This is a genomic window from Streptomyces sp. NPDC014891, assembly GCF_043081085.1.
Taxonomy (GTDB): domain Bacteria; phylum Actinomycetota; class Actinomycetes; order Streptomycetales; family Streptomycetaceae; genus Streptomyces.
The window spans coordinates 242,404-254,011 of record NZ_JBIBWF010000014.1 but is presented as its reverse complement, the minus strand read 5'-3'; the positions used below and the strand labels follow the sequence as shown (position 1 = coordinate 254,011).

At 69.9% G+C, this 11,608-nt stretch carries 14 protein-coding genes and 1 pseudogene; 5 read left to right on the top strand and 10 right to left on the bottom strand.

The annotated features are described in order from the left end of the window. Together ACF09E_RS32715 and ACF09E_RS32710 are read right to left on the bottom strand one after the other, a co-directional pair. Window positions 1-110: GTP-binding protein (locus tag ACF09E_RS32715; protein WP_392209485.1), on the bottom strand; the 110-nt coding region annotated here is incomplete at its 3' end. 77 nt (window positions 111-187) lie between these two features. Further along, entirely contained in the window at window positions 188-1,627 is a 1,440-nt protein-coding gene (locus ACF09E_RS32710; RefSeq protein WP_392209471.1) for a DHA2 family efflux MFS transporter permease subunit, read from the bottom strand. A 104-nt stretch (window positions 1,628-1,731) separates the two neighbouring features. On the opposite strand from ACF09E_RS32710, the gene ACF09E_RS32705 reads away from it, so the two are divergent. Further along, the gene (locus tag ACF09E_RS32705; RefSeq protein ID WP_392209469.1) at window positions 1,732-2,223 is read left to right on the top strand and encodes an FBP domain-containing protein; all 492 of its coding nucleotides are present in this window, start codon (window positions 1,732-1,734) and stop codon (window positions 2,221-2,223) included. 76 nt (window positions 2,224-2,299) lie between these two features. On the opposite strand, the gene ACF09E_RS32700 is transcribed toward ACF09E_RS32705, so the two are convergent. Continuing rightward, window positions 2,300-2,980, bottom strand: coding sequence for a MarR family transcriptional regulator (locus tag ACF09E_RS32700; RefSeq protein ID WP_392209467.1), 681 nt, complete (start codon window positions 2,978-2,980; stop codon window positions 2,300-2,302). Between the two features lie 264 nt (window positions 2,981-3,244). Further along, window positions 3,245-4,393 (bottom strand): acyl-CoA dehydrogenase family protein, encoded by a 1,149-nt coding sequence (locus ACF09E_RS32695; protein WP_392209465.1) that lies wholly within the window; start codon window positions 4,391-4,393, stop codon window positions 3,245-3,247. 149 nt (window positions 4,394-4,542) lie between these two features. On the opposite strand from ACF09E_RS32695, the pseudogene ACF09E_RS32690 reads away from it, so the two are divergent. Beyond that, a pseudogene (locus tag ACF09E_RS32690) lies at window positions 4,543-4,707 on the top strand (TetR family transcriptional regulator); the annotation flags it as partial. 334 nt (window positions 4,708-5,041) lie between these two features. On the opposite strand, the gene ACF09E_RS32685 reads toward ACF09E_RS32690, so the two are convergent. From ACF09E_RS32685 to ACF09E_RS32675, 3 genes are all read right to left on the bottom strand, one after another. Further along, complete coding sequence (locus ACF09E_RS32685; protein WP_392209463.1) at window positions 5,042-5,797, bottom strand: HAD family hydrolase; 756 nt, start codon at window positions 5,795-5,797, stop codon at window positions 5,042-5,044. Window positions 5,798-5,938: 141 nt separating this feature from the next. Beyond that, window positions 5,939-6,256, bottom strand: coding sequence for a LysR family transcriptional regulator (locus ACF09E_RS32680; protein WP_392209461.1), 318 nt, complete (start codon window positions 6,254-6,256; stop codon window positions 5,939-5,941). Between the two features lie 34 nt (window positions 6,257-6,290). Further along, window positions 6,291-7,289, bottom strand: a complete 999-nt coding sequence (locus ACF09E_RS32675; protein ID WP_392209459.1) for a ScbA/BarX family gamma-butyrolactone biosynthesis protein — start codon at window positions 7,287-7,289, stop codon at window positions 6,291-6,293. 143 nt (window positions 7,290-7,432) lie between these two features. Between ACF09E_RS32675 and ACF09E_RS32670 the strand changes: the two genes are divergently transcribed. Next, complete coding sequence (locus tag ACF09E_RS32670; RefSeq protein WP_392209457.1) at window positions 7,433-8,068, top strand: ScbR family autoregulator-binding transcription factor; 636 nt, start codon at window positions 7,433-7,435, stop codon at window positions 8,066-8,068. A 63-nt stretch (window positions 8,069-8,131) separates the two neighbouring features. Here the strand turns inward: ACF09E_RS32670 and ACF09E_RS32665 are convergent, their stop codons facing one another. From ACF09E_RS32665 to ACF09E_RS32655, 3 genes are all read right to left on the bottom strand, one after another. Beyond that, entirely contained in the window at window positions 8,132-8,710 is a 579-nt protein-coding gene (locus ACF09E_RS32665; RefSeq protein ID WP_392209455.1) for a TetR/AcrR family transcriptional regulator, read from the bottom strand. 181 nt (window positions 8,711-8,891) lie between these two features. After that, window positions 8,892-9,245 carry a PRC-barrel domain-containing protein gene (locus tag ACF09E_RS32660; protein WP_392209453.1) on the bottom strand — a complete coding sequence of 118 codons (354 nt, stop codon included), beginning with the start codon at window positions 9,243-9,245 and terminating at the stop codon, window positions 8,892-8,894. 372 nt (window positions 9,246-9,617) lie between these two features. After that, window positions 9,618-9,779 (bottom strand): hydrophobic protein, encoded by a 162-nt coding sequence (locus ACF09E_RS32655; RefSeq protein ID WP_361849612.1) that lies wholly within the window; start codon window positions 9,777-9,779, stop codon window positions 9,618-9,620. 214 nt (window positions 9,780-9,993) lie between these two features. Here ACF09E_RS32655 and ACF09E_RS32650 point away from each other — a divergent pair, with 214 nt between their 5' ends. Beyond that, on the top strand, window positions 9,994-10,167 hold the full coding sequence (locus ACF09E_RS32650) for a CsbD family protein (protein WP_361849610.1): 174 nt from the start codon (window positions 9,994-9,996) through the stop codon (window positions 10,165-10,167). 791 nt (window positions 10,168-10,958) lie between these two features. Further along, window positions 10,959-11,540, top strand: a complete 582-nt coding sequence (locus tag ACF09E_RS32645; RefSeq protein ID WP_392209451.1) for a class I SAM-dependent methyltransferase — start codon at window positions 10,959-10,961, stop codon at window positions 11,538-11,540. Window positions 11,541-11,608: the final 68 nt, after the last annotated feature.

Genomic DNA, 11,608 nt, shown 5'->3' with positions numbered 1-11,608 from the left:
ACACCGGTGTAGAACAGGATCCGCTCGGTGGTGGTCGTCTTGCCCGCGTCGATGTGAGCCATGATGCCGATGTTGCGCACCTTGGCAAGGTCAAGTGTGGTGACAGACATGAGAGTTCTTTCCTGTACGGCTGGGGGGAGGCCGGTGCGCCCGGGGCGGTTCGGCGCCCCGGGCGCACCGGGCCGGGTCACGCCTGCTGCTGCGACGTGCCCGGGGGGAGGAACAGCGCGGGGACGGCGGTGAGGCCCACGAAGAGCAGGGCCCACCAGAACACGGTGCCGAAGTCCGCCGCGCCGCCGCCGGCCACGTACACGTAGTGCTGCAGGAGCAGCGCGATCGTCGCGGTGCCCACGGCTCCGCCGAGTTGCTGGGACACGGCGTTCGCCGTGGTCGCCGCGGGCACGCTGGCGGCCGGGAGCGAGTGGTACAGCGTCACCATGACGGGCGAGGAGGCCAGAGCGAGGCCGACGCCCTGCGCGAACAGGGCGACGAGCAGCAGGACGCTCACCTCTCCCGTGTCGGCCACCGCGAAGGTGGTCAGGCCCGCGGCGACCAGCAGGAGTCCGCAGAGCACGAGTGCGCGCGGATTGCTCTTGGTGTCGATGACCCGGCCCACGAGCAGGACGGCGACCGCCGTGCCGAGCCCCTGCGCCACCATGATCGTTCCGGCGCCCAGCGGCCCCTTGCCTCCGGCCTGCTGGAAGAACAGCGGGACGAGGACGACGACGCCGTAGAGGCCGAAGTTGTTCAGCAGCGTGATGGACGTGGACGCGGTGAACGCCCGGTCCCGGAAGAGCGAGAAGTCCACGACACCGGGAGTGCGGGATCGGGCGGCTCGGATGCCGTGGGCGGCGAGCAGGGCCACGCCGGTCGCGGCGGGCAGGAGGACCTGCGGGCTCGTCCACGCGTCGCCCTTGGCGAGGTTGCTGAAGCCGAGGATGAGGGCGACGAGGCCGCCGCCCATGGTGACCAGTCCGGCGATGTCGAGGCGACCGGGCGTCTGCCCCTTGGAGTGGGGGAGGTTGCGCGCCGACAGCACGACCACCGCGAGGACGATCGGCACGTTGAGGAAGAACGCCCACCGCCAGGAGAACTCCTGGATGAGGGTGCCTCCGAGCACGGGACCGAGGACCGGGGCGACGAGCAGCGGCAGCGCCATCATCGTCATCATCCGGCCCATCTGGGCCCGGCCCGCGACCTCGACGACGATGATCCGCATCAGCGGGAAGAGCATGCTGGCGCCGAGGCCCTGCACGACCCGGAACGCGATCAGGCTGCCCATCGACCAGGCGACGCCGCACAGCAGCGATCCGAGCAGGAAGACGGAGAGCGAGGCGATCCAGGTGTGGGCCGCACCGAAGCGCTGCGCCGCCCATCCGGTGGCCGGGATCACCGACGACATCGCGAGCAGGTAGGCGGTGGACGCCCACTGGGCGTCCGCGAGTCCGACGCCGAAGTACTCGGTGAACGAGTGCATGGCCACGCCGACGATCGTGGTGTCAAGGAGGGCGACGAACGCGCCCAGGGCGAGGACGAGCGCCACGACGACGGGCGAACGTTCCGGCTGCGGAGCCGGCTCGGCCGGTGCCGCCTCCTCGGCGCTCGTGGTGCTGATCTCCTCGGACATGGCTTTCGCCTCTCTCTGCGCGATGGATGCAAGGGAGCATGGGCTTCTACCTAGGAACCCTTGGCATTTGCCTACTATACATAGGGACTGTTACGGTCAGGATCATGAAGGAACTGACCGACCCGGAAATCCGCGCCTCGTTCGTCAACTGCAGCAAGGGCGAGGCCTCCCGCCTCACGACGCCGCGGGATCTCCCCGAACTGCCATGGGCGGACCTCGACTTCCTCGGCTGGCGCGACCCGGCCGCACCGCAGCGCAGCTACATCGTGGCCGAGCACGAGGGCCGCCTCGTGGGCCTCTCCTTCCGCCTGCCGTCCCCGCGGGGCGGCGTGCGCCACCAGTCCATGTGCTCGATCTGCCTGACGACGCACACGGCGAGCGGGGTGACGCTGATGACCGCTCGCCGGGCGCGCCAGAGCGGCCACGGCGACGACACGGTGGGCGAGTACATCTGCAGCGACCTCGCGTGCTCCCTCTACGTACGAGGGAAGAAGCGGGCTCAGCCCGGCGGCCGCATGAAGGAGTCGCTGACGGTGGACGAGAAGGTCGAGCGCCTGCGCACCAAGTTCACCGGCTTCCTCGACGCGCTTCTCTAGCGCCCGGAGGGGCCCGGGGAGCGCTGGGGCCTGCCGATCAGGCCGGGCTCGCGGGGCCTGATCGGCAGGACACGAACTAGCGGCCGGGCGCCGCGTACGGGCCCTCGATCTCGCCACGGGTGCGCGGCGCGTCGTCGAGCGCCAGGGCGAGGGCCTTGCGGTAGGCGGGGAGCGCCCTCTCGTAGACCGCCATGCCCCGCTGGGTGATCCGGCCGTGCACGGTGCGCCGGTCTCCGGGGCTGGGCATGCGTACCGCGAGATCGTCGCGGACCAGCCGGTCCACGACGCGGGACACGGACGAGGGGCTGAGCCGTACCTCCTGGGCGAGCTCGGTTATCCGCAACTGCCCGTCGTGCAGGGCGAGCTGTTCGAGGGCGAGATACGTCGAGGGGGACAACCCCAGGCGGCTGAGTTCACGGGTCAGCGCCCGCTCGAAGCGACATCGCAGCTCTTCGGTGCGCTGCCACCAGGCCAGCTCCTGCGCGGACGCCTCGCGGGCACCGGAGCCGCGGACCGCCTCGGCCGGCACGCGGGGCGCCGGATCGGCGGGCACCTTGGGCGCGAAGCCCGCGCCGCGCCGATCGACGCCGCCCGGGGCCGTGTAGATCTCTCGGGAGGCGGGCTGGCACGACGAGCCGTCACCTCGGTCGGCCGGGTGGGGTCGACGGCCGGCGGCGAGGACGGCAGACGGTCCGGGATACATGGTCACGGGAATCATCCATTCTCGGTCGATGCCGAGCAGGAGGAACCTGCTCACGGCCGGGCACCCGCCCCCCTTCACGCCCCGGAGGCCACGCGGTGTCCCATGAGGAGAAAATCATTCCTTCGCAAAGGTTTCAAATTCCATCGGAGATCCCGATGGCGCCGCGGCCACCCCGCCCCACCCCCACCGGGGCCGCCGCCGAGTGCCTCCACCCCGGGGCCGTCACCGAGAGTCCCCGCCCCCCCCTTCCGGGCGACTCCCGGCAGCGAGCCCCCGGGTGGCGCCCTCTCCGGTCCGCCCGGCTCGGCGGTCCCCCGCCTACCTCCCGCCCGAGGTCACCGCATGCGCATAGGCGGCAGCCGCCGGGGCGAGACGGAGGGCGCCATGACCGGCCAACGCGTGCACGTCGCGCCAGAACCGCTGCAACGGCTCCGCCTCGGACTGGACACGCGTCCCCCCGCTCCGGAAGAGGCGCTCCACCACGGCGACCAGCATCTCCACCGCCACGGCCGCGTCCCGCATGTTCCGGGCCACCGGCAGCCGGTCGAGCGGCGCGTGATCGGCGCGTTCGGCGGCGCCGCGCAACAGGAGGTGTGCGGCATCGATCTCGGCGGACGAACGGGCCAGCACCTGCTGCGTGACGCCGTCGCCCGGAAGCCCTCCGGCGCCGCCCGCCGCTCCCCCGACCAGCCTGGTCCAGGCGGCCAGCGCTCCGCGCGCCGCGCCGAGCGCGGGGGCCGCGAACATCAGCGAGGCCACCAGGGGGAACGGCACGCGGTGACAGCGCGCGGCGTCCTCCTCGGGACGGCCGGCGGCCAGCACATCGCGGGACATGGTGCGATGCCGGGGCACGAAGACACCGGCGACGGCCACGGAGTTGCTGCCGGTCCCCCGCAGGCCGCTGTTGTGCCAGGTGTCCTCGACCGCGACGTCGGTACGGGGCAGCGCGAGGACGCGCGGGCTCCGGTCGCCACCGCCGGGCTCGGGCGCGGCCAGGAGTATCCAGTCGGCGTGGTCGACGCCGCTCGCCAGGTTCCACCGTCCGGTCAGCCGGTAGCCGCCGAGCTCCTCGGCGAGCCGCCCGGCCGGCGGCACCACGGCCGCCGCGATCGGCACGTCCGGGCCGGAGCCCCAGACCTCGGCCTGCCCCCGCCGCGGCAGATGGGCGGCGAGTCTGCCGTGGGCCGCCTGGAGCGCTGCGCACCAGGCGGCCGAGGTACACCCCTCCCCCAGCAGAGCCACGGACTCGACCAGTTCGGCGAACGTTCCCGGCTCCCCGCCGAACTCCGCGGGGACGAAGTGACGCGGGAATCCCGCCCCGGTCAGCGCTCCGGCCACGGCCGGGTGCAGTCTTCGGGCGAGCTCGGACTCGGCCGCGTGGCGCGCCCCGAGGGCCGCCGCGTCCCGCACCGAGGCCCCGGAAGGGGACGAGAAGAGGGGCTGCGAGGGGTGATCGAGGAGTGTCATCTTTTACTCTTTCTCTATGCGGGCATTACCCGTACCTGAGGAAATGGCCTGACTTCACCGTCCGTAGCCACTTGCGCCACGGGTCCGGATCGGAAAAAATTCCGTCACGAAGGAATCTCTTGGGAGGATGTCCAGGTGGGGGCCACGCGATGGTGAAGCAGGACAGGGCACGACGCACCTACGCGCTGGTCCTCAACGCGGCGGCCGAGGAGTTCGCCGCTCAGGGGTTCGCGGGAGCCAACCTGGAGACCATCGCCCGCCGCACCGGTCTCACCAAGGGGGCGCTCTACGGGCACTTCCCGTCCAAGGCGGCCCTGAGCGCCGAGCTGACCAGGCGGTTCGAGCAGCGGTGGCAGGAGGCGCTCGACGCGGCCGCCTACTCCGACTCGGCCCCGGTCCAGGTGCTCGACGCCCTGCTCACGAACCTCGCGGACCACGTCCGGAACGACGCGCTGTTCGGTGCCGGCCTGCGCCTGGTGATGGACCGGGCGTGGTCCGAGGGGTTGCGCGCCAAGCAGGTGCAGGAGCTCCAGGAACTCCTGCTGCGCCTGGTGGCCGTCGCTCAGGAAGGCGGCATGATCGACCGGTCCCACCGGCCCGAGGTGCTCAGCCGGCTGCTGCTCGCCGTCCTCCTGGGACTGCGACACCTCAGCGCGGGGGCTCCGGAGGCCCAGGGTGACGACTCCCCGCAGATGTGGCGGATGCTGCTGCCGCCAGTACGCCGCGCCGCCCCCGCGGAACTCCCGGAAGGATCGCCCACCCCTCACGCAGCGCAAGAGCGTTGAGCCCCGGGTCCTCGCCCACCACCACGGGGCGGCCCACCGCGCGGAGCAGGTCCGCGTCGCTGGAGTCGTCGCCGTACGCGTGGCAGCCCGCCGGGTCCGCCCGGCGCTCCGCCATCGTCCGTCGCGCCAGCTCGGCCTTGCGCGGGCCGATCGCCGGCGGACCGACCTCCCCGGTCAGCACTCCCTCGCGGACCACGGGGGCGGTGCAGAGCACCGTGTCGGCGTGCAGCGCGTCGGCGACCGGCGCGAGACAGGGAAGGAAGGATCCGGAGACCAGCGCGACGTGGTGACCGGCACGCCGGTGGGCGTGCAGGGCCTCGACGGCGGGCGGGTGGAAGAGGTCCCCGCGGGCCTGCTCGGCCGCGAACCAGTCGCGCCCGGCCCGGTGCAGCGCATCCTCGGGAGCGCCGCGGAAGTTGCGGAAGAAGGCCCGGTTGAGCTGGACCCGGGACACCCCGGCGGACTGCCGGCCGAGGTGTTCGTCGCGCGCTCTCGCGAAACGACTCGGGTCCTCGCCGGACCATTGCCAGTAGAAGGCGAGGAAGTCGGCCATGCTCTTCACGTTGATGAGCGTCTCGTCGACGTCGAAGAAGGCGACGACGCTGGAGGGGTGGTTCATAGTGTCCTTGCCGCCTCCGGCTCCGGGCGGCTGCAGTGCGTGGCTGTGCGGCTGGTCGAGCCGGGGTGACCAGCCGAGGTGGTCGGCCGGAGAGGTCGCCCCCTCGTCCGGGCGGGCCCGCACGAGGGGGCGACCGCCGGGTCAGACCGCATGAGCGCTCTTGACGGGGCAGCGCTGGTGTCCGGTCTCCCCCTGCCGAGCCGCGTACTTGACCTCGCGGCCCATCGTCTCGACCTCGTGGAGGAGTCGGTCCACGCGGCTCTGGAGCACCGAGCCCGCGGGCGTCAGCTCGATGGGGCAGCGGCCCCTCCGCAGGAACAGGACCACGCCGAGGGACGATTCCAGACTCTTGATCTGACCGGTGACCGTGGACTGGGCGCAGTGCAGGTTCCTGGCCGCCCGCGTGAAGCTCGCCTCCCGTGCCACTTCGCGAAAGACACGCAGCTGATGGATCTCCACGACGATCCCCCTTCTGGCCGTGCGACGGTGGGTGTCAGACGGCTGCGGCCGGCCGACAGGTGTGGTGAGGCCGGTACGTCGTCGTGGCCCGGGCGAGGACCACCTCGCCCTGGACCGCCGTCAGCCGGACGGGCAGGTCGCCCGAACCCGCGGACGGCGCGGGCTGCTCCTCGGCCAGGATCGTGACGGGCGCGTCCAGTTCGCCGAACGCGTCGAAGCGGACCTCGCAGCCCGTCATCAGACGGGACCGGAGGTCTCCGGACCGGCGCAGCGTCTGGTGACCCGCCTGGCGGAACGCCTCGACGAGGGCCATCCCGGGGACGTGGTCGCAGGCGTGCTCGAAGTAGCCGGGGTGCCCGGTGGCGAGATGCATGCCGTACCGGCCGGCTCCCTCCCCGCTGAGCAGCACGTTCTCCGGGCGGACCTGCCCCACCTCGGTGGGCGACAGCAGCGTCCCGGGCCGTGCCTGCCGGGGTCCGCCGACCGGGGTGGACACGCGGTAGCGCAGCGCGTCGTAGAGGTCGTCGCCGACCGCGAGAAGCCTCACCGAAGCCCGTCCGCAGTACTGTCCGCCGGCGTGGACGGTCGTGGAGTAGCGCGCCCCGAAACGCTCGGCGGCCAGGTCGCCCTCGGGTTCGAACCGCCCGTCGAGCACCACGTGCAGGGGCGTCGCCCCCACGCGCAGCGGGTGGGGGGCCTCGATGTCGAGCCGGAGGTCGCAGAAGATGAAGCGGCGGGTCAGGGGGACGTCGTAGAAGCGGTGGGCCGCGTAGACGGCCGCCTGGCGCACGGTCTCGACCAGGAGGACGGGGTCGCTGAATCCCGCGGCGTCCGGTTCGTACAGCGCATGACTGCGCGGCCACTGGGCGGCTATGAGGAGGCGTCCGGTCTCCGCCGACCTGCACCCGTCCGTCAGGAACACCTCGGACACGGCGGCGCGGTGCACCAGGGCGCGCGACACCGTCTGGTCGTAGGTAAGAGAGTGCCCCGACACGTCCGTGGCCAGGGCGTCCTCGGTGAGACCGATCGCCATGTTTCCCCCTAAACAGACCCAGCGAGTGGGACTATGATCGACTCGGGAAAATATACATTCCCGAAGGGATATTTCAAGGGTGGGGACCACGGGCCCACAGAGGCGCTCCCGTGAGGCTCACACGACGAAGGAGGCGGGCTTCGATGCACGCGACGAACAGCACCCCGGGCACGGGCCAGGCGGTCACCAGCCGGCCCAAACAGGAGCGTGCGCGACGCACCAAGGCCCAGATCCTGAACGCCGCCGCCGAGGTGTTCGCCGAACAGGGATACCCCACCGTCACCCTCCAGGACGTCGCGGACCGGGTCGGCATGACCAAGGGCGCGGTGTACTTCCACTACGCCAACAAGCACGTGCTCGCCATCGCCGTCGTCGAGGAGCACTACGAGCGCTGGCCCGAACTCGTGGAGCGGGTGCGCGCGACGAAGGACAACCCGCTCGACACGCTGCTCGCCGTACTGGACAGCACGGCGGAGGCGTTCCGGAGCGACACCATGGTCCGGGCCGGCGCACGGCTGCAGATCGAGCGCTCCCTGATCGGGACGAACCTGCCCAAGCCCTACGAGTGGTGGCGGGAGATGCTCGCCGCCCTGATCGCGGAGGCCCGGGACGCGGGGCAACTCGTCCCGGACACCGACCCGGAGGCCCTCGCCCGCGTCGTCGTGTCCGCGTTCTTCGGCGTGCAGCACATCTCGGACGTCCTGACGGAGCGCGCCGACATGATGGAGCGCTACCTGGAGATGCGCGACGCCGTGTTCAAGGGCTTCATCGCCGGCTGAGAACGGGACCAGAGCCCACCGGGGCAAACGCGGACCGCCGCGGACACCGGCGGCACCGAGGCGTCAGGCCGCACCCTGCGCCCATTGCCGAAGCGCGGTGTGCACCGCCGCGACCACCCTGCGCCAGGAACCGTCGAGATCCCGCGGGTGCCCGAACCCTCCGGTCGCCTCGATGGTGATGAAGCCGTGGAAGGTGCTGCGCATGAACCGGACCGCATCGGTCAGGTCGGGCTCCTCGAGCCGGTAGGCCCGCAGCACCGCGTACGTCAGCTCGATGTTGCGGACGAAGCCCTTGGCGCCCGAGATCTCGTCGAGATCCAGACCGATCTGGGTCGCCGCGTACCGCCCGGGACAGCGCAGGGCGTACGCCCGGTACGCGTCGGCGAAAGCGATGAGGGCGCCCTCCTCCGACCGGCCGGCGATGGCGGCCGCGAGTTCGTCGCTCATCTCCTCGGCGGCGAGCAGCGCCACCCGGGTCCGCACGTCCTGGAGGTTCTTGACGTGCGCGTACAGACTGGCGTCCTTGACTCCGAAGTCACGGGCAAGCGCCGAGAGGGTGACCGCCTGGATACCGACCTCGTCCGCCAGGTCGGCAGCGGCCTGCGTGATCTTCTCGACGGTGAGGCCCGCGCGCTTTCTCACATGCTTCCCTAGAGTCTCAAGTCTCCTACCTTGAGTCCCTAGTCTAGTCCCCCGCCTTCGCGGGTCTCGACGCACCCACCGCCACCCGCAGCCTGTCACACCCGCGCCCACGGACGACGCCGGGGCGGGGCGGCAGCCGTGTGGCTGCCGCCCCGCCCCGGGTACGGTCGTTCGGCGCGTCTCAGAATCCGCGCGGGCCGCCGTAGTAGCCGCCGACCTGTTCGTGGTACTCGGCGTTGCCGAGGTGCTTGTCCTTGTCGAACTCCGGAGCGTCCTTGATCTGCTCCTTCGTGCGGTCCACGAAGATCCTCCGGTCCTCGGCGTCGACGTGGCTGACGGTGCCGGCCGGCAGGAGGACCTCCTTGCCGAAGATCCACGGGCCGGTGTCGACCACGATGTAGGCGGAACCCACCTCGTCGGAGTGCTTGTCGACCTTGCCGATGCTGCCGTCGGTCGCCTCGACCTTGTAACCGGTCAGGTCGCCACCGGCCAGACGGCCGGACGTCTCGCGGTAGCCCCATACGTTCTCAGTCATGGTGGAAATCCTCTCCGGTAGACGGAAGAACAGCCGGGAAAGAAAGTCCTCGACCGATCTCTCCTGCACACTCGATGCCAACGAAGGAAACTGATTTCCTGCGTGAAATCCGATTGCCCCGCATCAATGCGACTACACATCCGGGATTCCCCTCCGCGCCGGGACGGCCGCCGCTGTCTGGAGGTGAGCAGTTCCCTGCTGCGTCACGGCCGCCGCCCCGACCCGTCTCCGGTTACCCGCTTCATCCGATTTCAACCGGAAGCGGAAAACCAATCGTCCGCGGCCGAACATGACGGTGGCCTCCCACCCCGGTGAGGGGTGGGAGGCCACCGTCATGTCAGACCGCCCCCGGACAGCTCCAGGGCCGGTCGGCTACCAGCGGTACCAGCGGCCGCTACCGCCCTTAGGCCGTGCGACGAAACCGATCAGCCACAGGACGAGTACCGCGATCGCGATCCACCACAGAGCCTTCAGTGCGAAACCGGCGCCGAAGAGGATCAGGATGAGCAGAAGAACAAGAAGCAGGGGAACCATGATTATCAACCTCCGCAACGAAATGTGCCCGGCATCCTTCCGGCCATGCGTGCGAAACTTACCTGTTTCTTATTCGAACGGGCGGGCATACGATCCCGCTCGCCACCAGGTCACACCGCCTTCGACAATGCCGGCGAAGTATTCGTGTTTAGGGCCGGAGTTCACGAGCAGGAGGTGGTCACGACCAATCCGGTACAGCAACGAGGAGGTCCCGATGTCGGGCACGGAGAAGACCAAGGCGCACGCCGAGCAGGCCAAGGGCAAGGTCAAGGAGACCGTGGGCCGCGCCGTCGGCAACGAGCGGATGACCGCCGAAGGCCACGCCGACCAGGCCAAGGGCAACGCCCGCGAGGCGAAGGAGAACATGAAGGACAACCTCCGCCACTAGGCCGCCACATACCCCCGGGCCCCGGCACAACGCCGCCCGCACTGGACCCCGCACCCGTTCGATCGGGTACGGGGTCCAGTCACGTCTCCGGGCCCGCGGCGCAGACAGCTGACGCGGACAGCTGAGTGCCGGCGAAGCCCAGGCTCAGGCGTCCTTCTTGACCGGCTCCAGGATCGCCACGCACTCCACGTGGTGCGTCATCGAAAACATGTAGAGCCGAAACAGGTTAAAGAAAACCGCAGGTCAGCAGCGCGCCAATCGCAGAACAGGCTCAAGATCAATGTGCATTACGTGCATTATGGGCGCTGCGGGCGACCTCTGACGCATACAGAGAGCGCCGCAGCCTCTCCGCAAGCGGAGACTCGGACAGAAGCCAACCGGCTCCCGGGCTTCCAGCCGGTACATAGCGCGAGAGGAGTTCGTACGGCCTCGGGAGGGTTCTGCGACTCCTCCTGGCGCCTGACGACAAGCAGAGCCGGCGGGGAGGCACCCCCGGCCAGCTGGCCGTGATCCAGCGAGCTACAGCAGCAGACCCACAGGAGCGATTTCCCTCAATGCGCTCGCTCGTCGAGCCTGGCATGCCGCAGCCTGAACACATGGCGCCCCCAGAGCTGGCGTCCGGGACGGCGGCGGGGCACATCGATGCCATGTCGGAACGTTAACTGCGAGCGAGACGCCTAAGAGATGTCGATCACCAGGTGAAAAGACGTCAGGAGAGAGGGATGGGAGTGCACGGTAGAATCGAGAGGATCGAAGCACGGATCCAAGCACTGCGCGGTAATACCGATCGTTTGGCCAGCCTGTACGAGCAGGTCACCTTCGACGAAGTGCACCGCCAAGTACTCCACCTGATTCCGACAGAGCCTGTGAGGGTCTTGGACATCGGAGCAGGCACTGGTAGGGATGCAGCCGCCCTGTCAGCACGAGGACACACAGTGGTCGCGGTAGAACCGTCAGAAGAGTTCAGGACCATTGGGCGGCAGGCCCACCCCGGTCACAACATCCGGTGGGTGGATGACAGACTGCCCGAGCTGAGCACCGTGGCTCGCCAGCACCAGCCCTTTAAGCTGGTAATGCTGACGGCTGTGTGGATGTTCCTTCACGAGGAAGAGCGACATCGCGCAATGAGCCGCATCCATGGGCTACTGGAGGACGGCGGTCGACTCGGCATGGTCACGCGCATCGGGCCAGTGCCGACCGAGCGGGGGATGTACCCCGTGTCTGCGGCGGAGACGGTGTCTCTCGCCGCCGATCGAAGCCTTAGCCTGATTCATGCGAGCACGCAGACCGACTCGCTCGGGCGTGCGGACGTCATATGGAGCAACCTCTTCTTCGAGAAGCCCGCGGTTCCAACGTCGCATGAAGCAGGCTAAGCCTCCCTCCGTGCAAAGAGTCAGCCTCAACGCGACGTCCATCGAGACGATCAACTACCACCGGCAGG

Excerpts from the sequence above, each read along its gene's own strand:
- ACF09E_RS32710 (WP_392209471.1), bottom strand. The coding sequence starts at position 1,627 with ATGTCCGAGGAGATCAGCACCACGAGCGCCGAGGAGGCGGCACCGGCC.
- ACF09E_RS32705 (WP_392209469.1), top strand. The coding sequence starts at position 1,732 with ATGAAGGAACTGACCGACCCGGAAATCCGCGCCTCGTTCGTCAACTGC.
- ACF09E_RS32695 (WP_392209465.1), bottom strand. The coding sequence starts at position 4,393 with ATGACACTCCTCGATCACCCCTCGCAGCCCCTCTTCTCGTCCCCTTCC.
- ACF09E_RS32685 (WP_392209463.1), bottom strand. The coding sequence starts at position 5,797 with ATGAACCACCCCTCCAGCGTCGTCGCCTTCTTCGACGTCGACGAGACG.
- ACF09E_RS32675 (WP_392209459.1), bottom strand. The coding sequence starts at position 7,289 with ATGGCGATCGGTCTCACCGAGGACGCCCTGGCCACGGACGTGTCGGGG.
- ACF09E_RS32670 (WP_392209457.1), top strand. The coding sequence starts at position 7,433 with ATGCACGCGACGAACAGCACCCCGGGCACGGGCCAGGCGGTCACCAGC.
- ACF09E_RS32660 (WP_392209453.1), bottom strand. The coding sequence starts at position 9,245 with ATGACTGAGAACGTATGGGGCTACCGCGAGACGTCCGGCCGTCTGGCC.
- ACF09E_RS32655 (WP_361849612.1), bottom strand. The coding sequence starts at position 9,779 with ATGGTTCCCCTGCTTCTTGTTCTTCTGCTCATCCTGATCCTCTTCGGC.
- ACF09E_RS32650 (WP_361849610.1), top strand. The coding sequence starts at position 9,994 with ATGTCGGGCACGGAGAAGACCAAGGCGCACGCCGAGCAGGCCAAGGGC.